Origin of the sequence: Streptomyces shinuiensis, from assembly GCF_043660855.1 — a bacterium.
Taxonomy (GTDB): Bacteria; Actinomycetota; Actinomycetes; order Streptomycetales; family Streptomycetaceae; genus Streptomyces.
In genome coordinates, this window is record NZ_JBIHML010000001.1 from 5,215,966 (window position 1) to 5,234,779 (window position 18,814).

The following is an 18,814-nucleotide window of genomic DNA, read 5'->3' on the forward strand; positions in this document are numbered from 1 at the left end:
GAGCCCTGGGGCTCGAAGTCCTGAGGGTCGTGGGTGTGGGGGTCCGGTGGGTGCACCGGGGAGGGGCGCCGGGAGGCCGCGCCGGGCAGGACGCCGCGCCGGGAGGGACGCCTAGAAGGGGATGTTTCCGATGAGGTTGGCGAGGGTGGCCCCGCCCGCCTGGATGCCGGGTGCGATCGCCGATCCCGCCAGGTAGAACCCGAAGAGCGCGCACACGATGGCGTGGGAGAGCTTGAGGTTGTCCTTGCGGAAGAACAGGAAGACGATCACTCCGAGCAGCAGGACACCGGAGATCGACAGCACCATGGGTCAACTCCCTGTGTGGCGATGGGTTTGTCACCGTGTGTCCCTCAAGCTTCACAGAGCGTCCGGAGTGCCGAAAGCGGCGGAAGGGTGATATCAGTACATTTCCTCCGCTCCGTCCGGGGGATGGCTTCCCGGAAGCCGACACGCGACAGGGAACGGGAACCCATGCGCCGCGAACCCGCACTGCTCTACGTCACCGACCTCTCCTACGAGGCCCGGGGCCGCCGCTACGGCGACGAGGACATCCGCCTCTCGGCCCGCCTGCGCGAGGACTTCCGGGTCGCGCTCTGCCACCCGCGCGACGCGGCGGCGCTGATGGACGCCTTCGACGCGGTCGTGGTGCGCAACAGCGGTCCCGTGCTGCACCACCGGGACGCCTGGGAGGACTTCCGTGTCCGGGCGCTGGAGCGGGGGACCCGGGTCTTCAACGAGCTGTCGGGCAGGGCGGACATGGCCGGGAAGCGGTACCTGACCGAGCTGAGCGCGGCGGGGGAGCCGGTCATCCCCACCGTCGACCGCCGCGAGGACCTGGACCGGCTGCCGCCGGCGGCCGAGTACGTCGTCAAGCCCGAGCTCGGCGCCGACTCCATCGGTCTGGAGGTCGTCCCCGCGGACCGGCTGGCCGGACTCGCCCTCGGGTCCGACGCCGGCCTGCTGGTCCAGCCGAGGATCGTCTTCCGCCACGAGGTCTCGTTCTACTTCGTCGACCGCTCGTTCCAGTACGCCCTCTACGCCCCCGACCCCGCGCGGCGGTGGGAGCTGGAGCCGTACGCCCCCACGGCGGACGACCTCGCCTTCGCCCAGCGGTTCGTGGACTGGAACGCCGTCGACCACGGCATCCAGCGTGTGGACGCCTGCCGCACGGCGGAGGGGGAGCTACTGCTCGTGGAGCTGGAGGACCTCAACCCCTACCTGTCGCTGGACCGGGTGGACGCGGGCACGAGGGAAGCGTTCGCAGTCGCGATGACCGCCTCGCTGCACACGCTGCTGACCTGAGGGGCGGCGGCCCCCGCGGCTTCAACGGAAAAAAGGGGGGCAGCGGGACAGCGGCCCGGGGTTGGTGAACGAACCCCGCATTCGCTATATTCGCGGACTCGTGTCTTTTCTGGAATAAAAGAAAAGTCCGAGTGGGCTGAGAATAGCGAATGGGGGAATGACTTGTCAAGGCAGGAAATCGAGGGGGAGCAGTGTTACGTCACCCGCCTGTACCGCAGGCTCGACGAGCTGCGCGAGCGCGAGGCCGGGCGGCTGGAGACGGCTCTGTCGCAGGCCGGGACCGGTCACCAGGCCCTGCTGGAAAGGGATGTGACCGCCGCCCGCCACCGTGCGGGAATCAGCCGCCTGGATTCCGCGGAGAACGGGCTGTGTTTCGGCCGGCTCGATCTGCTCGACGGCGTGCGGCGCTATGTCGGGCGGCTCGGAATCGCGGGCGAGGACGCGGACGGGGAACCGCTGCTCATCGACTGGCGGGCCCCCGCCGCCCGCCCTTTCTACACCGCCACCGGAATCTCCCCGCAGGGCGTACGGCGCCGCCGCCACATCCGGACCAGCGGCCGGACGGTCACCGGCGTCCAGGACGAACTGCTCGGACCTGACGGCGGTGACGGCGTTCTCGTGGGAGAGGCCGCCCTGCTGGCCGCGCTGAGCGCCGACCGCACCGGCCGGATGGGTGACATCGTCGAGACCGTGCAGGCCGAACAGGACCGGGTCATCCGCTCCCCCCACGCCGGCGTGCTGGTCGTACAGGGCGGTCCCGGCACCGGGAAGACCGCCGTCGCCCTGCACCGCGCGGCGTACCTGCTGTACACCCACCGGGAGCGGCTGGCCCGGAGCGTGGTGCTGGTCGTGGGCCCCAACCCGGTCTTCCTGCGGTACGTCGCGGAGGTGCTGCCCTCCCTCGGCGAGACCAGTGTGCTGCTGTCCACGGTGGGTGAGCTGTACCCCGGAGTCACCGCCGACGGCGAGGAGCCGCCCGGGGCGGCCGAGGTCAAGGGCCGGGCGGTGATGGCGGAGGTCGTGGCCGCCGCGGTGCGCGACCGGCAGCACGTTCCCGGCGGCGGGCTGGAGGCCGTCCACGGCCGCGAGTCCGTACGGCTGGACCGTGCGGACTGCCTGCGGGCGCTGGAGCGGGCCCGCGCCACCGGGCTGTCGCACAACCGGGCGCGGCCGGTGTTCGTCCGGCTCGTCCTGGACGCCCTCGCCCGGCGGGTCGCCGAGGAGCTGACGGAGTCGGTGCTCGGCGTCCTCGGGGACGACGGCGAGCCGTTCGCCGAGCCCGCCCCCGTGGCCGGCGAGGACCCCGAGGCCGAGCTGCTGGGCGAGGAGGATGTCGAGGGCATCCGCCGGGAACTGGCGGCGGACGCCGGGGTGCGCGCGGCGATCGACGCGATGTGGCCGCATCTGACCCCGCAGCGCCTGCTGGCGGATCTGTACGCCTCGCCCGAGCGGCTGGCGTCCGCCGCTCCCCGGCTCACGTCCGCCGAACGCGCGCTGCTGTCGCGCGCCCCCGGAAACCGGTGGACCCCGGCGGACGTGCCGTTGCTGGACGAGGCCGCCGAACTGCTGGGGGAGGACGACCGGGTCGCCCGCGCCGCCGCCGAGGCCGAGCGCCGCGAGCGGATCGCACTCGCCCAGGAGGCGCTGGACACCGCCCACGGCTCCCGCTCCACCGATCTGGAGGCCGGCGAGGAGGCCGAGATGCTCACCGCCCGCGACCTGCTGGACGCCGGGCTGCTGGCCGAGCGCCACGAAGAGGGCGACCACCGAACCCCGGCCGAGCGCGCGGCGACCGACCGGACCTGGGCCTTCGGCCATGTCGTCGTGGACGAGGCGCAGGAGCTGTCCGCGATGGACCGGCGGCTGCTGATGCGGCGCTGCCCCGGACGGTCGATGACCCTGGTCGGTGACATCGACCAGGCGGGAGCCCGGGGCGGGGCGCACTCCTGGGGCGAGGCGCTCGCCCCGCACGTGGGGGACCGGTGGCGGCTTGAGCGGCTGGAGGTCAACTACCGCACCCCCGCGGAGATCGCGGAGGTCGCCGCCGACGTGCTGGCCGCGCTCGGGACGGCCGCCGAGCCGCCGCGGCCGGTACGCTCCACCGGTGTACGGCCGTGGCGTCTGCGCGTACCGCCGGGTGAACTGCCCTCCCTTGTCGGTGAGCTGGCGGCGAAGGAGGCGGCCGCGGTGGGGGAGGGGCGGCTGGCGGTGATCGTGCCCGACGCCCGGCTGGCGGAGCTGGGCCGCGTGGTGGCGGCGGCCGTGCCCGGGGCGGAGACCGGACGGGAGGTGCGGCTGGAGGGCACGGTGGCGGTGCTGGACGTCGCACGGGCCAAGGGCCTGGAGTTCGACTCCGTCCTGCTCGTCGGGCCGGAGGAGATCGCGGCCGCCTCGCCGCGCGGCCTGAACGACCTCTACGTCGCCCTCACCCGCGCCACCCGTCGGCTGGCAGTGGTGCACACCGGCGAACTGCCCGGCGCTCTGGCACGGCTGGTCCCGTACGGCGGGCACGGCGGACCCGGCGGGCGCTGACGGACCCATGCCCGCCGGTCCCGGCCTCCTCGCGGGGTACGGCGGCCCGGGTGGCGTCGGAGCGGCGGGGACGGCCGCCGGGGGCGGTGCCGGTCGGCCGCACGACGGCGGGCCCGGGCCAACGGCCGTCGGCGGCCCCCGCTCAGGAGAGCGGGGCCTGCCGGGAGCCCGGGGTAGGGGGTCAGGAGCGGGCCGGAGGCCGCCGGGGCGGGCCGCCGTCCTGACCGCGTACCTCCAGATCGTCCAGGAGTTCCCGGGTCGCCTCGGCCACGGCCTCGACGGCGCGCTCGAACGCGGCGCGGTTGTGGGCGGCGGGCGTCCTGAAGCCCGAGACCTTGCGGACGTACTGCAGGGCGGCGGCGCGGATGTCCTCGTCGCCGACCTCGGGCGCCATGGGTGGTCGGAGTGTCCTGATGCTGCGGCACATGCCCCCCAGTGTGGCGCGTGTCCGGCGCGGCCGGGGGTACCGGGGAGAAACACCGGATCCCGCCCGACGGATGGAGTGGACGTGCAGGCGCTGACCGTGGCTCCCGGCCGGAAGAACTCCCTGCGGCTCGACACCCTCCCCGACCCCGAGCCCGGGGAGGGGGAACTGCTGGTGGACGGCCTGGCCGTCGGTGTGTGCGGCACCGATCTGGAGATCGTCTCGGGAGGCCACGGAGCCCCGCCGCCGAACCGGGAGCGCCTGGTCATCGGCCACGAGTCCCTGGGCCGGGTGCGCCAGGCACCGCCGGACAGCGGCTGGGTGCCCGGCGACCTGGTGGTCGGCGTCGTCCGCCGGCCCGACCCCGTGCCGTGCGGGGCGTGCGCCCACGGCTACTTCGACATGTGCCGCAACGGGATGTTCACCGAGCGCGGAATCAAGGGGCTCGACGGATACGCCTCGACCTCCTGGACGGTCGAGGCCGACTACGCGGTGCGCCTGGAACCCGGGCTGGAGCACATCGGGGTGCTCATGGAGCCCACCACCGTGGTGGCCAAGGCATGGGACCAGGTGGAGCGCATCGGCGGGAGGTCCTGGTTCGCCCCGCACTCGGTGCTCGTCACGGGGGCCGGGCCGATCGGACTGCTCGCCGCGCTGCTCGGGCGGCGGCGCGGTCTGGAGGTCCACGTCCTGGACCGGGTGGAGAGCGGCCCCAAGCCGGAGCTGGTCCGGCGGCTGGACGCCGAGTACCACTGCGAGGACGCCGAGCGGGTCATGGAGCGGGTGCGGCCGGACGTGGTGATCGAGGCGACCGGCGCCGCGCCGGTCGTCCTCGGGGTGATGTCGGCCATGGACCCCTACGGAGTGCTCTGCCTGACCGGGCTGTCGTCCGCCGGGCGCACCCTGGAGGTGGACGCCGGGTACCTCAACCGCGAGCTGGTGCTGGACAACTCCGTGGTGGTCGGCTCGGTCAACGCCAACCGGCAGCACTACGCGGCCGCGGCCGCGGCCCTCGCCGAGGCGGACCGGGGCTGGCTGGACGCGCTGATCACCCGCCGGGTGCCGCTGGAGTCCTTCGCCCAGGCCTTCGAGTGGCGGCCGGACGACGTCAAGACGGTCATCGAGCTCGCCCGGCACTGAGCGGGCCGGGCGGGGGCGGCGGCGCCCACCGGGACGGGCCCGGGAGCGCCGGGCTCAGGAGCGCCCGTCGCCGGAGCGGAGGCGGGAGGGGCCCCGGCCCCCGGCCAGGTTCTGCGCGGTGTCGATCAGCGGGATGTGGGAGAGGGCCTGGGGGAAGTTGCCGACCAGCCGCCGGTGCCCGGTGTCGTACTCCTCCGAGAGCAGGCCCAGGTCGTTGCGCAGGTCCAGCAGCCGCTCGAACAGTTCTCGCCCCTCCCGGACGCGGCCCTGGAGGATGTAGTTGTCGGCCAGCCAGAAGGAGCAGGGCAGGAAGGCCGCCTCGCCGGCGGGCAGGCCGTCCACGGAGTCGGTGCGGCTGCCCATGGTGTAGCGCTGCACGAGGCCGTCCCCGAGCAGCTCCCGCTCGATCGCGGCCACGGTCCCCCTCATCCGCGGGTCGTCCGCCGGCAGGAAGCCCACGGACGGGATGAGCAGCAGCGAGGCGTCCAGCTCCGCGGAGCCGTAGTACTGGGTGAAGGTCGCGCGGTCGGCGTCGTAGCCGTACGCGCAGACCTCCCGGAAGATCTCCCGCCGCAGGTTCCTCCACCGGTCGGCGGGCCCTTCCAGGCCGAAGCGCTCCACGGCCTTCACCGCCCGGTCGGCGGCCACCCAGGCCATCACCTTGGAGTGGGTGAAGTCCCGGCGCGGGCCGCGCACCTCCCAGATGCCGTTGTCGGGATCGCGCCAGTGGGACTCCAGGAAGTCCATCAGCACGCGCTGGACCCGCCAGGCGTCCTGGTCCGGCGGCACGCCCCGGGCCCTGGCCTGGTGCAGGGCGTCCATGAGCTCCCCGTGGACGTCCAGCTGGAGCTGTCCGGAGGCGGCGTTGCCGATGCGTACGGGGCGGGAGTGCTCGTAGCCGGGCAGCCAGTCCAGTTCCGTCTCGCTCAGCAGCCGCTCGCCCTCGACGCCGTACATGATCTGCATCCGCCGCGGGTCGCCGGCCAGCGCGCGCAGCAGCCAGTCGCGCCAGGCCACCGCCTCCCGCTCGTACCCGGAGTCCAGCAGTGCCATGAGGGTGAAGGTGGCGTCGCGCAGCCAGCAGTAGCGGTAGTCCCAGTTGCGCACCCCGCCCAGCTGCTCGGGCAGGGATGTGGTGGGGGCGGCCACGATGCCGCCGCTGGGCGAGTAGCTCAGCGCCTTGAGCGTGATCAGGGAGCGCACCACCGCCTCGCGGTACTCGCCGGAGTAGGCGCAGTGGCCGGCCCACTCCCGCCACCACCGCTCGGTGGCGGCCACGGCCCGGACCAGCTCCGCGGTGTCCGGCCGGTCCGGCTCCCCGTGGCGCAGCCCCCTCCAGGCCAGCCGGAAGCCCGCCTTCTGGCCCGCGTCGACGGTGAAGTCCGCGACGCACTCGCCGTCGTCCACGGTGAAGTCCGCGCCGGAGTCGAGGACGACCACGTCCGGTCCCGCGTAGGCGCGCAGCCTTCGTCCCTCGGGCCGCAGCCAGGCCGGGGTGACGCCGTAGTCGAAGCACAGGCGCACCAGCGAGCGCATCCGCACCCGCCCCTCCAGGCCCTCCACGACGCGCACCACCGAGGGGTGGTCGCCGTCGACGGGCATGCAGTCGGTCACCCGGGCCCGGCCCTCGGGGCCGGCGTACTCGGTCTCCAGTACCGCGCTGTCGCCCCGGTAGCGACGGGCCAGCGGTCTGGCCCGGTCGCGGGGGGCGAGCAGCCAGCGGCCGTGCTCGGGGCGGCCCAGCAGGGCGGCGAAGCACGCGTCGGAGTCGAACCGGGGCAGGCACAGCCAGTCGACCGAGCCGTCGTAGCCCACCAGCGCGGCGGTGCGGGTGTCGCCCAGCAGGGCGTAGTCCTCAAGCCGGAGCGGCACGTGGCGTCTCCCTTCGGCCCTCTCGGGTCGCCGACGGCCGTAATACCCGGTGTTCCCGCCATTACACGGACGGGTTAGGGGTCGGCGCTTCGCCGAGGGCGCGAGGATTCCGAATTTTGATCTATTTTTGTCCTTTTTGCCGGTTTCCAGGCCCTTTCGGGTGGTTATCCGCAGTCTTGGAGCCAGAGGAACCGGCAACGAGGAGAGCCCCATGATCACCAAGGAGCAGATACCCGAGGTACTGGACCACCAGGTCTACGACGCCGAGGGCAAGAAGATCGGAGAGGCGGGGCACGTCTTCCTCGACGATGTCACGGGCCGGCCGGAGTGGGCGAGTGTCCGCACCGGGCTCTTCGGCAGCAACGAGACCTTCGTTCCGATCCACGACGCGGCCATGGTGGAGGACCACCTGGAGGTGCCGTACTCCAAGGACCAGGTCAAGGGCGCCCCCCGTGTCGACGTGGACCAGGGCGGGCACCTGTCCGAGCAGGAGGAGCGCCGGCTGTACGACTACTACGGCGTCGACTGGGGCGGTTACGCGCAGGAGGCCGGCCGCACCGGTGCGGGCGGAACCCGCGGCCGCGACGAGGCCATGACGCGCTCCGAGGAGGAGATGCGTGTCGGTGTCGAGCGCCAGGAGACCGGCACGGCCCGGCTGCGCAAGTACGTCGTCACCGAGGACGTCCACAGGACGGTGCCCGTGCGGCGCGAGGAAGTCCGTGTGGAGCGCGAGCCCATCACCGAGGAGAACAGGGACGAGGCCATGGGCGGCCCGGAGATCTCCGAGGCCGAGCACGAGGTGACCCTGCACGAGGAGCACCCGGTGGTCGAGACCGAGGTGCGTCCGGTGGAGCGGGTGCGCCTGACCACCGACGAGCGCACCGAGGAGGAGACCGTCGAGGGGCAGGTGCGCAAGGAGCGCATCGAGGAGGAGGCGGACGAAGACAAGCGGCGTCGCCGCCGCTGAATCGCCGGTTCCGCCCCCCGGGGGCCCGTTCGGAGACTTCCTTTCCGTGCGGGCCCCGGCTGTGCCGGTGCACCGTCGGAGTGCCGGGCGAAAGGGAGTGTCGTGTGAATGCCAGGTCGAAGGCCGGGTACTTCGCCCTTCGTGAGTCACTAGTCACATATGACGCAAAAAGCAAATTTCGTAGGACCAACTGGAGGCACCGGTGAGTGAATCTCCGAGCACGGGCAACGGCCCCGCACAGCAGACAGGCCAGACCGCGAAGCAGGAGACCCGCGCCACGGCCGACCGGGCGAAGGAGGCCGCGGGCACCGTGGCCGGAAGCGCCGGGGAACAGGCGCGCAATGTGACGGGGGAGGCCCGCGACCAGGTCGTCGGCATGGCGGACCACCTCAGGGAGCGTGCCACCCGGGAGGCGGACACGCAGACCAGGAGGACGGCCGACACCATACGCCAGTGGGCCGACGACCTGTCGGGCATGGCGGAGAACACCCGGTCCGACTCCCCGGTGCGCAACCTGGCGACCCAGGCCGCCGACGGCGGCCGCCGCGCCGCCGACACGCTGGAGGAGCGGGGTGTCGGCGGTCTGGTCGAGGGCGCGGAGTCCTTCGCGCGCCGCCGTCCGGCCGCCTTCCTGACGGGCGCGGCACTGGCCGGCTTCGCCATCGGGCGTATGGCCAAGGCGGGCACCAGGACGGCCCAGCAGGGACAGGACGGCTCCGGTACGGCACAGGCCCAGGGTTACGAGGCCTACCCGCCGTCCCCGGGCGCGGCGGTCCCAACGGGCCCGGGCGGAGAGGTCCGGCAGATGCCCGCCTACGGGGAGCACTCCTACGGCGCCCCGGGCACCGCCGGCACCTACGGAACCCCCGACCTCCCCCGTCGTCCGGAGGTGGGCTGACATGGCGTACACGGCTCACCGGCCGGACACCGACCCGGAGGCCCGGGGCGGGACGACGCAGGAAGACGCCTCGATCGGCGAGCTGCTCTCCGTGGTCACCTCGGACGCGCAGAAGCTGTTCCGGCAGGAAGTGGAACTGGCCAAGGCCGAGATCCGCGAGGAGGCCACCAAGGCGGGCAAGGCCGCCGGCATGTACGGCGGGGCCGGGTTCGCCGGCTACATGACCGTCCTGTTCGCCTCGCTGGCGCTCACCTTCGGTCTGGCCAACGTCATGGACTGGGGCTGGGCGGCGCTCATCGTCACCGCCCTGTGGGGCGTGGCCGCGGCCGTGATGTACGTGGTGGGCCGCTCGAAGATGAAGCAGGTCCACCCCAAGCCGGAGCGCACCGTCCAGACCCTCAAGGAGGACGCCGAATGGGCACGTCACCCGACGAGCTGAGGGCTCAGATCGACACCACCCGGCAGGAGCTGTCGGAGGACGTCGGCAGGCTTGCCGATCACGCCAACCCCCGCCACGCCGTCCGCCGCCGCAAGGAGCGGGCGCGGGGCAGGATGACCGTAGTACGGGAGCGAGTCATGGGAACCACCTCGGACACGACGCAGTCGGTCCGTGAGAGTGCCGGGAACACCGCGGACAGGGCGCGCGAGGGAGCCGGGCAGGCGGGCGAGGCCGTCAAGGCCGCCCCCCACCACGCCGCGCGCAAGACCCGGGGCAACCCGCTGGCCGCCGGGGTGATCGCCTTCGGCGCCGGGATGCTGACGGCCTCGATGCTGCGCAGCTCGCAGAAGGAGGAGCAGGCGGTCGGCCGGCTCTCCGAGAGGGCGGGCGGACTGGCCGGGCCGGTGAAGGAAGCGGCGATGGAGTCCGTGGAGCACCTGAAGGAGGACGCCAGGCAGTCCGGCCAGCAGGCGGCCCAGCAGGTCAAGGAGACCGCCTCGGACGCCGCCCGCACCACCGCCGAGGACGCCCGCGGGCAGGCCGGGGAGGTCAAGGGACAGGCCCGCCGGTCCGGGCAGAGCGTGACCGACGAGACCCGCCGCCAGAGCCCCGGCCCGGCGCACTGAGACAAGCTCCGCGGCGGCCGCCCCCTCCCCGGGGACGGGGGCGGCCCGGCCGGGAGCCGGTGAGGTGCCACCACATGTCGAACCACAAGAGCCGGCAACAGCGGGACGGTTCCGCGGGGCAGACCCCCGAGGAGCCCACCGACCTGCCGAAGAAGTCCTGGAAGGGCGTGCTGAAGCGCACGGTCGCCGAGTTCAAGGACGACAACGTCACCGACTGGGCGGCCGCCCTCACCTACTACGGGATCCTGTCGATCTTTCCCGCGCTGCTCGCGCTGGTGTCCATCCTCGGCGTGATCGGCGAGTCCGCGATCCAGCCCCTGATCGACAACCTCGGCAGCATCGCGCCGGGCGCCGCGCGCGACATCCTCGACAGCATGCTGACACAGCTCCAGAACAACCAGGGCGCCGCCGGATTCGCGCTGGTCATCGGTCTCGCCCTGGCGGTCTGGTCCGCGTCCGGCTATGTCGCCGCCTTCATGCGCGCGTCCAACGCCATCTACGACATCGAGGAGGGGCGCCCGATCTGGATGACGCTGCCCGTGCGGGTGGGCGTCACCCTGACCCTGCTGGTGCTCCTGGCGCTGAGTTCCGTCGCGGTGGTCTTCACCGGCGACATCGCACAGCGGGCCGGCGACGTCCTCGGCCTGGGCGACACCTTCCTGACGGTGTGGAGCATCGCCAAGTGGCCGGTGCTGGTCCTGCTCGTCGCCTTCATGATCGCGCTGCTGTACTGGGCCGCGCCCAACGTCAAGCGCCGCTTCCGCTGGGTCAGCCCCGGCAGCCTGGTCGCCGTGCTGCTGTGGATCGTGGCGTCGGCCGCCTTCGCCTTCTACGTCGCCAACTTCGGCAACTACAACAAGACGTACGGCAGCCTGGCGGGCGTGATCATCTTCCTGATCTGGCTGTGGATCACCAACATCGTGATCCTGCTGGGCCAGGAACTCAACGCCGAGATCGAGCGCGGCCGGGCCATCGAGGACGGACATCCGGTCGACGAGGAGCCCTACGTCGAGCCGCGCGACACCCGCAAGTTCCCGGATGACAACCCCAGTGGCCGGGACTGACACCGGCACTGTGTGCCCCGGCCCCCGGCCCCCGGCCCCCGGCCCCCGGCCGCTCCGGCCGGGGGCCGTCTTTGCCGGGGCGCGCCCCGGCAAAGGCGGGCATCGGACGGACCGCGGCGGGTACGGGGCATCAGCGGGGCGCCGCGCCGCCGGGCGCGGCGGGAACACGAGCACCGGGCGGACCCGGACCCGGAGGAAGAGGGAGACGATGCCGCAGAGCGGGACCGCGGGCGAGCACATCGCCGACGCCGTGGAGCAGGTGACCCGGGAGGCGTCCGAGCTGTTCCGCGACCGCTTCCAGGGGTTCGGCGCCGGACTGCGTACCGCCGTCCGGCGGGCGGGTGCGGGCGGCGCGCTGCTGGGCGGCGCCGGGGTGTGCGCACTGCTGGCGGTGGGATCCGCCCACCGGGCGGCGCTGCGGACACTGGAATCCGCCCTGCACCCGGCGCAGGCTGCGGCTGTGCTCTCGCTGGCCTACACCGCCGGGGCCGGCGCGCTGGTGAGACTGGGCCGCGACCGGCTCAGGGCCGCCGGGCGCGCCTCGGGGGCGAGCCCGGAGCCGACCGGCCCGTGACCCTGTGTACCGTCCCGGGCGAATCAGCCGGGAATGTGGGGGTACGCAGCAGACAACCCCGCTCGCGGGGGTGGAACCGAGCAGAGGAGGCTCGCTGTGAAAGGTGAACACGACAAGGAAGAGTCCTCCGCGCCGCGGCCGACGCACCTGCGCACCGGCAGCGAGCAGCCGGTGGATCCGGAGGATCTGGTCAGGCTGTCCGGCCGCGAGCCCACGCCGGAGCGGATCGAGAGGGCGCGCAGGGAGCTGGAGGAGCACGGAGCCGCCGCCGTCGAGAGGTACCTCCCCTAGCAGGCCGGGCCGCGGGTCGTCTCCCGCGGCCGCTCCACGGCACCGCCCGCCGCACGCGGGCGGTGCCGTTCGCCGTTCACCGGCCCGTGTGCTCCACAAGGGCCTCGGCAGTCCGTTGCCCGGAACGGGAACCGCACTGCCGCCGAACACACTGTAAGTTCCAGCCACAGGTGCCGTCCGGCACCACGATGCCCGGGCAGCGCGTGCGCCCGCGGTCTCGCCCCGGCGCATGCGACCCTCCCAGGAGCACGTCCCCAGTGACCCCCCTTGCGCTCGGTCCGGCCTGGCTGGATCCGGACCACCTCATCCAGACCTTCGGGCTGATCGGCATCCTCTGCATCGTCTTCGCCGAATCCGGGCTGCTCATCGGCTTCTTCCTGCCCGGCGACTCGCTGCTGTTCACCACCGGCCTGCTGGTCGCCACCGATCAGTACCTGCACCATCCGCTGTGGCTGGTGTGCACCCTGATCGTCATCGCCGCGGTCGCCGGCGACCAGGTGGGCTACCTGTTCGGCCGGAAGGTGGGCCCGGCCCTGTTCAGGCGGCCGGACTCCCGGTTCTTCAAGCGGGAGAACGTGGAGAAGGCCCACGAGTTCTTCGAGAAGCACGGGCCCAAGTCCCTGGTGCTGGCCCGCTTCGTGCCGATCGTGCGGACCTTCACCCCGATCATCGCCGGTGTCAGCCGGATGGACTACCGCGGCTTCGTGCTCTTCAACGTCATCGGCGGAGTGCTGTGGGGCGCGGGCGTCACGCTGCTGGGCGCGGCGCTCGGGCAGGTCCGGTTCGTCCGCGAGCACATCGACCTGATCCTGGTCGGCATCGTGCTGCTCTCGGTGCTCCCGATCGCCGTCGAGTACCTGCGTGCCCGGCGCCGGCCGGGTGGTGCGGCGCCCGCCGCCGGCATCCTCCTCGACGACACCACCGTCACCCTGCGCGGTGTGGCCGGGGTACCGGCGGCCGACACGCCCCCGGAGCGGAAGCGCGGCCGGGGCCGCCACGCCAGGCGCTGAACCGGCCCGCCCCGGCCCGCGCTCCCGGCCGTCACGCTTTGACGCCGACCCCGCCGTACTCTTCCACGGCGGGGGGAAGGCCACCGGAGAGCGACGCGCCGGTCGGCGGGGCATCCGGCCGCCACTGCGAGACCGGCACCACGCCCGGCTCCAGCACCTCCAGGCCCCTGAAGTACCCGGCGATCTGCTCGGGGGTGCGGAGCAGGTAGGGGGCCCCGGCCATCTCGTTGTAGAACCGCTGTGCGCGGTTGAACGCCTCGCTGCCGTCGGTGCCGTCGTTGCTCACCAGGCAACTGCCCGACGGCAGGGCGGCCATCAGCCGCTTCACGGTCGCCCTGGCCTCGTCGTAGTCCTCGATGTGGCCCAGGATGTTCATCAGCATCAGGCCGACCGGGCGGTCGAGGTCCAGGGTCCGGGCGGCCTCGGCCAGGATGGTGTCGGGGCTGCGCAGATCAGCGTCGATGTAGGCGGTGGAGCCCTCGGGGGTGGAGGTCAGCAGAGCCCGGGCGTGGGCCAGGACCAGGGGGTCGTTGTCGACGTAGACGATCCGCGACTCGGGGACGACCCGCTGGGCGACCTCGTGGGTGTTGTCGGCGGTCGGCAGTCCGGTGCCGATGTCCAGGAACTGCCGGACGCCCAGCTCACCGGCCAGATGCGTCACGGCGCGGGAGAGGAAGCCGCGCGAGGCGCGGGCGAGTTCCACGATTCCGGGGAAGATCTCCTGGTACTGGTCGCCCGCCTCGCGGTCGGCGGTGTAGTTGTCCTTGCCGCCCAGCCAGTAGTTCCAGATCCGCGCCGAGTGCGGGATGCTGCGGTCGATCGCGGGCAGCGCGTCCCGGTCGTTGCGGGGTCGGCCGTCGGTCATGGGACCCTCCTGATCCTGTGCCCTGTCTGTAGGCGGCCGGACCGGCCGCCATGCACAACCTAGGACCTGTCGCCCTCCGTGCGCCGGTGGCCGCGCGGCCGGGCGAGAGGCCGAGCGGCTCCGGCGGCCCGCCGATCACCGCGAACATGCCATTCACGCCTGCGTGCTGTGAGAAGTAAATCCGTTATGGTGGCGTTTGCCCCGGGCGATTAACAGACATCGTGTGTACGTAGGCGAAACCTCACCCGGATGGGCGTGTGAGTTGTTCGGGGCCGGGTACGCGCCGTGCTGCACATGACAGATCAAAAGAGGAGGGCATGATGCGTAGCCTGAGCCCGGAGGTTCAGCTGACGAGCGGTGACGTCTTGCCGGACCAGGAGCAGGAGACCGCCTCCACTGATCTGCCCGAACTGCCGAGAATCGAGGACGCGGGCAAGGTCGCGCCCCGCGACGCCCGGCAGCTTTCGAAGCTGTTCTTCGAGCGCCTGCGTGTGCTTGAGGAGGGGACGCACGAGTACCAGTACGCGCGCAACACCCTCATCGAGCTCAACCTGACGCTCGTCAACTACGTCGCCTCCCGGTTCCGCCACCGCGCGGAGCCCATGGACGACATCGTCCAGGTCGGCACCATCGGCCTGATCAAGGCCATCGACCGTTTCGACCTGAGCCGCGAGGTGGAGTTCACCTCCTTCGCCGTCCCGTACATCGTGGGCGAGATCAAGCGCTTCTTCCGGGACACCAGCTGGGCCGTGCGCGTTCCGCGCCGGCTGCAGGAGCTGCGCATCGAGCTGGCCCGGGCGAACGAGGAGCTCGGCCGCCGGCTGGGCCGCTCCGCCACCACCGAGGAGCTGGCGGAGTTCATGAACGTCACGGTCGAGGAGGTCATCGAGGGGCAGGTGGCCAGCAACGGCTACGTCGCCGGCTCCCTGGACCTTCCCGTGGGTGACGAGGGCAAGGACACCCCCCTGGCCGACCAGCTCGGTGACGTCGACCCGGCCCTGGAGAAGGTGGAGAACCTCCACGCGCTCAAGCCGCTGATGGAGCAGCTCCACGAGCGTGACAGGCGCATCCTGCAGATGCGCTTCGGCGGCGACATGACACAGTCGGAGATCGGGGCCGAGCTGGGGATCTCACAGATGCACGTCTCCCGGTTGCTGAGCAGGGCGCTGGCGCGCCTCCGTGAGGGCATGCTGACCCAGAAGTGAGCCGGACGGCCGGCGCCCGCCGAGGGTGGCGCGCACGGCGACGCGGGCCCGGCGTCCCGGCCGCGGGCCCGGCGTCGCCGTGCCCGGACGCGCCGGGGACCCTCCGGATCCCCGCGGGGAAGGGGGCGCGTACGGCTGTGGGTCACCGGGCGTTAGCCACCGCGGACCCCGGGCACACGGTGCGTGTGTCCGCCGCCTCGGCGGACGCCTGTGACAGACGGCGAAGGGAAGACACCGGCCATGGGACACGGCGGAGACATCATCCAGGAGCTGAGCACGGACCACCGGGAGGTCGAGGAGCTCTTCGGCAGGATCGAGGCCATGCCCGTGGGAGACGCGCGGCGCAAGGAGTTCGCCGACCAGGCCGTCATGGAGCTGGTGCGGCACTCCGTCGCCGAGGAGCAGTACCTCTACCCGGCGGTGCGGGAGATCCTGCCGGACGGCGGCGAGATCGCCGACAGGGAGATCGAGGAGCACTCCGCGGCGGAGCGCACCATGAAGGCGATGGAGGGGTGCGGCGCCGACGACCCCGAGTTCGACCGGCTCGTCGCCGAGCTGACGACCGAGATCCGCTCCCACATCGCCGACGAGGAGCGCAACCTCTTCCCGCGGCTGCGCCGGGCGGCGACCCAGGAGCGGCTGGACAAGCTGGGCGACAAGGCGCGCACCGCGAAGAAGACGGCCCCGACGCGCCCCCACCCCTCGGCCCCCGACACACCGCCGGCCAACAAGGTCATGGACGCGGGCGCGGGCATGGTCGACCGGCTCCGCGACGCCCTCACCGGCCGGGGCAAGGGCCACTGAGCCCGCCCACCGGGCCACCTGCGGCGGCCGCCGCACGTACGGCTCCCGCGTGCGCCCGAGGCACGGCGACACCGCCTATGGCACCGTCGGCGCGGCCGCCTGGTTCCGGTGGAAGACCAGGGCGCCGTCCGACACGTCCACCCGCAGCCGGGTGTGCGGCGCCAGCTCGCCGCCGAGCAGCATCCGCGAGAGCTGGTTGTCCACCTCCCGCTGGATGGTGCGGCGCAGCGGCCGGGCCCCGTACTCCGGCTGGTAGCCGTGCCGGGCCAGCCACTCCACGGCCTGCGGGGTGAAGTCGATCTCCACGTCCTGGGCGTGCAGCCGCCGGCGCGTCTCGTCCAGCAGCATGTCCGTGATCCGCCGCAACTGCTCGTCGGAGAGCTGGCGGAAGACCACGATCTCGTCGATGCGGTTGAGGAACTCCGGGCGGAAGTGCTCGCGCAGCGGGCGCAGCACCCGCTCGCGGCGGGCCGCTTCCTCGGCCTCGACGCCCTCGCCGCCCGCCGCGCCGGGGGAGAAGCCCAGCGTGCCGCCGCGTCCGGTGATGGCCTCGGAGCCGAGGTTGCTGGTCATCACGATGACGGTGTTGGTGAAGTCCACCGTGCGGCCCTGGGAGTCCGTCAGCCGCCCGTCGTCCAGCACCTGGAGCAGGATGTTGAAGATGTCCGGGTGCGCCTTCTCCACCTCGTCCAGCAGCAGCAGCGAGTACGGGTGGCGGCGCACCGCCTCGGTGAGCTGGCCGGCCTCCTCGTGGCCGACGTACCCGGGCGGGGCGCCGACCAGCCGGCTGACGGTGTGCCGCTCCTGGTACTCGCTCATGTCCAGGCGCACCATCCGGTCGTCGGTGCCGAACAGCGCCTCCGCCAGCGCACGGGCCAGCTCGGTCTTGCCCACGCCGGTGGGGCCGAGGAAGAGGAAGCTGCCGATCGGGCGGTCGGGGCTGGACAGCCCGGCCCGCGAGCGCAGCACGGCGTCGGCGACGACGGAGACCGCCTCGTCCTGGCCCACCACCCGCCGGTGCAGGTGCTCCTCCAGGCCCAGCAGCCGGGCCTTCTCCTCCTGGGTGAGGGTGCTGACGGGGATGCCGGTCTGTCGCGAGACGACGTCGGCGATGTCCTCGACACCGACCTCGGCGATACGGTCGCCCACCGGCTGCCTCCCGTCCCCCTCGGCGGCCTGCCGCTCCACCTCGGCGAGGCGGTCGCGCAGCTCCTTGGCGCGCTCGTAGTCCTCGTCGGCCACCGCCTGGTCCTTGTCGCGCCGCAACTGCTCGGCCTCGCGCTCCAGGGCCCGCACGTCGGTGCCCCGGGTGGAGGAGCGCAGCCGCACCCGCGCGCCCGCCTGGTCCATCAGGTCGATCGCCTTGTCCGGCAGGAAGCGGTCGGTCAGATAGCGGTCGGACAGCTCCACGGCCGCCAGCAGCGCCTCGTCGCTGTAGCGGACCTGGTGGTGCGCCTCGTAGCGGTCGCGCAGCCCCCGCAGGATCTCCACGGCGTCGGCCGTGGCCGGCTCGGGGACCAGGACGGGCTGGAAGCGCCGGGCCAGCGCGGCGTCCTTCTCGATGTGACGGCGGTGCTCCTCCAGCGTGGTGGCGCCGATGACGTGCAGCTCGCCGCGGGAGAGGGCCGGTTTGAGCATGTTGCTGGCGTCCATCGCGCCGCTCTCGCCGCCGCCCCCGGCACCCACCACCGTGTGCAGCTCGTCGATGAAGACGATCAGCTCGTCGGTGTGGTCGCGGATCTCGTCGATGATGCCGCTGAGCCTCTCCTCGAAATCGCCCCGGTAGCGGGTGCCGGCGACCACACCCGCGAAGTCGAGCTGGACGACGCGGCGGCCCAGCAGGTTGTCCGGCACGTCACCGTCGGCGATGCGCTGGGCCAGGCCCTCCACGATGGCGGTCTTGCCGACGCCCGCCTCGCCGATCAGCACCGGGTTGTTCTTGCCCCGCCGGGCCAGGATCTCGATGGTCTGCTCGATCTGCTCGTCGCGGCCGATCACCGGGTCGATACGGCCCTCGCGGGCGAGCTCGGTCAGATCGCGGCCGAACTTGTCCAGGTTCGGGGTGCTCGTTCCCCCGGGGCGCCCTCCGGGGGCGGGCTGGCGTTCGCCGGCCGGACCCGGGCCGCCGGGCTGCGGTCCCTCCGGAAGACCGGAGCGCGGATCGAAGTGGGCGGCGTTGAGGATCTGGCCGGCCGCGGAGTCCCGGTTGGCGGCCAGGGCCACCAGCACGTGCTCCGGGCCGATGTAGGACGAACCGGAGGAGCGGGCGACCTGGTGGGCGTCCATCAGGGCGCGCTTGACGGCGGGGCTGACGGAGATGGAGGAGCGCGGCGGACCGTCCCCGGCATGCCGGTCGATCTCGGAGACGATGGTGTCGGGATCGCCCCCGGCGCGGGAGACCATGGCGCGGGTCGGATCGGTGGTGAGTGCCGCCCGCAGCAGATGCTCGGTGTTGAGGTCGGTGCTGCCGTGCTGCGCGGCGTAGGACGCCGCGGAGGAGACGAGCTGCCGGGCGGGCTCGCTCATCAGCCGCACGAAGTCGAAGTACCGGGGCCCCGGCCGCTGCCCGCCCGACGACGAGGCGCCCAGGAAGCGCGCGAGGAACTCTCCGAGCGGATCCCGGCCGAAGTCCTCGGGACCCATGTACCCGCTGGTCATAGATGTCCATCCCGCCGGCCCGGCGGACCGGGCCGCGCTTGCTGTCTCGGTGCGTCTGTCTCGGTGCTCCGGGGTTCCCCCTCGGGCAGGTACGACACGTCGGGTACGGCCCCACTTGTCCGGAGGCGCCGCGGGCGGCAGGT

Annotated in this window: 18 protein-coding genes; 13 read left to right on the top strand and 5 right to left on the bottom strand. The window is 72.7% G+C overall.

Translation table 11 applies throughout. The features are described 5' to 3' along the window. Positions 1-111: 111 nt before the first annotated feature. Positions 112-306 (bottom strand): hypothetical protein, encoded by a 195-nt coding sequence (locus ACGRHY_RS23675; RefSeq protein ID WP_394637322.1) that lies wholly within the window; start codon positions 304-306, stop codon positions 112-114. A 165-nt stretch (positions 307-471) separates the two neighbouring features. Here ACGRHY_RS23675 and ACGRHY_RS23680 point away from each other — a divergent pair, with 165 nt between their 5' ends. Both ACGRHY_RS23680 and ACGRHY_RS23685 read left to right on the top strand, forming a co-directional pair. After that, positions 472-1,302 (top strand): ATP-grasp domain-containing protein, encoded by an 831-nt coding sequence (locus ACGRHY_RS23680; protein WP_394637323.1) that lies wholly within the window; start codon positions 472-474, stop codon positions 1,300-1,302. 162 nt (positions 1,303-1,464) lie between these two features. After that, complete coding sequence (locus ACGRHY_RS23685; RefSeq protein WP_394637324.1) at positions 1,465-3,834, top strand: HelD family protein; 2,370 nt, start codon at positions 1,465-1,467, stop codon at positions 3,832-3,834. 181 nt (positions 3,835-4,015) lie between these two features. On the opposite strand, the gene ACGRHY_RS23690 is transcribed toward ACGRHY_RS23685, so the two are convergent. After that, the gene (locus ACGRHY_RS23690; protein WP_394637325.1) at positions 4,016-4,261 is read right to left on the bottom strand and encodes a DUF2277 domain-containing protein; all 246 of its coding nucleotides are present in this window, start codon (positions 4,259-4,261) and stop codon (positions 4,016-4,018) included. 81 nt (positions 4,262-4,342) lie between these two features. Between ACGRHY_RS23690 and ACGRHY_RS23695 the strand changes: the two genes are divergently transcribed. After that, positions 4,343-5,398: a glucose 1-dehydrogenase gene (locus ACGRHY_RS23695; protein WP_394637326.1), complete on the top strand. Its 1,056-nt coding sequence runs from the start codon at positions 4,343-4,345 to the stop codon at positions 5,396-5,398. Positions 5,399-5,452: 54 nt separating this feature from the next. Here the strand turns inward: ACGRHY_RS23695 and ACGRHY_RS23700 are convergent, their stop codons facing one another. Next, positions 5,453-7,270 (bottom strand): glycoside hydrolase family 15 protein, encoded by a 1,818-nt coding sequence (locus ACGRHY_RS23700; RefSeq protein WP_394637327.1) that lies wholly within the window; start codon positions 7,268-7,270, stop codon positions 5,453-5,455. A 211-nt stretch (positions 7,271-7,481) separates the two neighbouring features. Between ACGRHY_RS23700 and ACGRHY_RS23705 the strand changes: the two genes are divergently transcribed. The 8 genes from ACGRHY_RS23705 (at position 7,482) to ACGRHY_RS23740 (ending at position 13,139) form a co-directional block, all read left to right on the top strand. Beyond that, entirely contained in the window at positions 7,482-8,237 is a 756-nt protein-coding gene (locus ACGRHY_RS23705) for a DUF2382 domain-containing protein (RefSeq protein ID WP_394637328.1), read from the top strand. Between the two features lie 202 nt (positions 8,238-8,439). Beyond that, positions 8,440-9,135, top strand: a complete 696-nt coding sequence (locus ACGRHY_RS23710; RefSeq protein ID WP_394637329.1) for a hypothetical protein — start codon at positions 8,440-8,442, stop codon at positions 9,133-9,135. Between the two features lies 1 nt (position 9,136). Further along, the gene (locus tag ACGRHY_RS23715; protein WP_394637330.1) at positions 9,137-9,574 is read left to right on the top strand and encodes a phage holin family protein; all 438 of its coding nucleotides are present in this window, start codon (positions 9,137-9,139) and stop codon (positions 9,572-9,574) included. Next, the gene (locus ACGRHY_RS23720; RefSeq protein WP_394637331.1) at positions 9,550-10,200 is read left to right on the top strand and encodes a DUF3618 domain-containing protein; all 651 of its coding nucleotides are present in this window, start codon (positions 9,550-9,552) and stop codon (positions 10,198-10,200) included. Before ACGRHY_RS23715 ends, ACGRHY_RS23720 begins: the two co-directional genes overlap by 25 nt. A 74-nt stretch (positions 10,201-10,274) precedes the next feature. Beyond that, positions 10,275-11,264 carry a YihY/virulence factor BrkB family protein gene (locus ACGRHY_RS23725; protein ID WP_394637332.1) on the top strand — a complete coding sequence of 330 codons (990 nt, stop codon included), beginning with the start codon at positions 10,275-10,277 and terminating at the stop codon, positions 11,262-11,264. A gap of 208 nt (positions 11,265-11,472) precedes the next feature. Beyond that, complete coding sequence (locus ACGRHY_RS23730; RefSeq protein ID WP_394637333.1) at positions 11,473-11,838, top strand: phage holin family protein; 366 nt, start codon at positions 11,473-11,475, stop codon at positions 11,836-11,838. 96 nt (positions 11,839-11,934) lie between these two features. Then, entirely contained in the window at positions 11,935-12,129 is a 195-nt protein-coding gene (locus ACGRHY_RS23735; protein ID WP_394637334.1) for a hypothetical protein, read from the top strand. 257 nt (positions 12,130-12,386) lie between these two features. After that, positions 12,387-13,139 carry a DedA family protein gene (locus ACGRHY_RS23740; protein WP_394637335.1) on the top strand — a complete coding sequence of 251 codons (753 nt, stop codon included), beginning with the start codon at positions 12,387-12,389 and terminating at the stop codon, positions 13,137-13,139. Between the two features lie 31 nt (positions 13,140-13,170). Here ACGRHY_RS23740 and ACGRHY_RS23745 read toward each other — a convergent pair whose 3' ends face one another. Continuing rightward, positions 13,171-14,004, bottom strand: coding sequence for an SAM-dependent methyltransferase (locus tag ACGRHY_RS23745; protein ID WP_394637336.1), 834 nt, complete (start codon positions 14,002-14,004; stop codon positions 13,171-13,173). Positions 14,005-14,324: 320 nt separating this feature from the next. Between ACGRHY_RS23745 and ACGRHY_RS23750 the strand changes: the two genes are divergently transcribed. Continuing rightward, positions 14,325-15,209 carry an RNA polymerase sigma factor SigF gene (locus tag ACGRHY_RS23750; protein ID WP_394638177.1) on the top strand — a complete coding sequence of 295 codons (885 nt, stop codon included), beginning with the start codon at positions 14,325-14,327 and terminating at the stop codon, positions 15,207-15,209. Between the two features lie 240 nt (positions 15,210-15,449). Beyond that, positions 15,450-16,013, top strand: a complete 564-nt coding sequence (locus ACGRHY_RS23755) for a hemerythrin domain-containing protein (protein ID WP_394637337.1) — start codon at positions 15,450-15,452, stop codon at positions 16,011-16,013. Positions 16,014-16,088: 75 nt separating this feature from the next. On the opposite strand, the gene ACGRHY_RS23760 is transcribed toward ACGRHY_RS23755, so the two are convergent. Beyond that, complete coding sequence (locus tag ACGRHY_RS23760) at positions 16,089-18,671, bottom strand: ATP-dependent Clp protease ATP-binding subunit (protein ID WP_394637338.1); 2,583 nt, start codon at positions 18,669-18,671, stop codon at positions 16,089-16,091. Positions 18,672-18,814 lie beyond the last annotated feature (143 nt).

Excerpts from the sequence above, each read along its gene's own strand:
- ACGRHY_RS23725 (WP_394637332.1), top strand. The coding sequence starts at position 10,275 with ATGTCGAACCACAAGAGCCGGCAACAGCGGGACGGTTCCGCGGGGCAG.
- ACGRHY_RS23705 (WP_394637328.1), top strand. The coding sequence starts at position 7,482 with ATGATCACCAAGGAGCAGATACCCGAGGTACTGGACCACCAGGTCTAC.
- ACGRHY_RS23755 (WP_394637337.1), top strand. The coding sequence starts at position 15,450 with ATGGGACACGGCGGAGACATCATCCAGGAGCTGAGCACGGACCACCGG.
- ACGRHY_RS23745 (WP_394637336.1), bottom strand. The coding sequence starts at position 14,004 with ATGACCGACGGCCGACCCCGCAACGACCGGGACGCGCTGCCCGCGATC.
- ACGRHY_RS23730 (WP_394637333.1), top strand. The coding sequence starts at position 11,473 with ATGCCGCAGAGCGGGACCGCGGGCGAGCACATCGCCGACGCCGTGGAG.
- ACGRHY_RS23760 (WP_394637338.1), bottom strand. The coding sequence starts at position 18,671 with ATGACCAGCGGGTACATGGGTCCCGAGGACTTCGGCCGGGATCCGCTC.
- ACGRHY_RS23750 (WP_394638177.1), top strand. The coding sequence starts at position 14,325 with ATGCGTAGCCTGAGCCCGGAGGTTCAGCTGACGAGCGGTGACGTCTTG.
- ACGRHY_RS23720 (WP_394637331.1), top strand. The coding sequence starts at position 9,550 with ATGGGCACGTCACCCGACGAGCTGAGGGCTCAGATCGACACCACCCGG.
- ACGRHY_RS23680 (WP_394637323.1), top strand. The coding sequence starts at position 472 with ATGCGCCGCGAACCCGCACTGCTCTACGTCACCGACCTCTCCTACGAG.
- ACGRHY_RS23715 (WP_394637330.1), top strand. The coding sequence starts at position 9,137 with ATGGCGTACACGGCTCACCGGCCGGACACCGACCCGGAGGCCCGGGGC.
- ACGRHY_RS23690 (WP_394637325.1), bottom strand. The coding sequence starts at position 4,261 with ATGTGCCGCAGCATCAGGACACTCCGACCACCCATGGCGCCCGAGGTC.
- ACGRHY_RS23675 (WP_394637322.1), bottom strand. The coding sequence starts at position 306 with ATGGTGCTGTCGATCTCCGGTGTCCTGCTGCTCGGAGTGATCGTCTTC.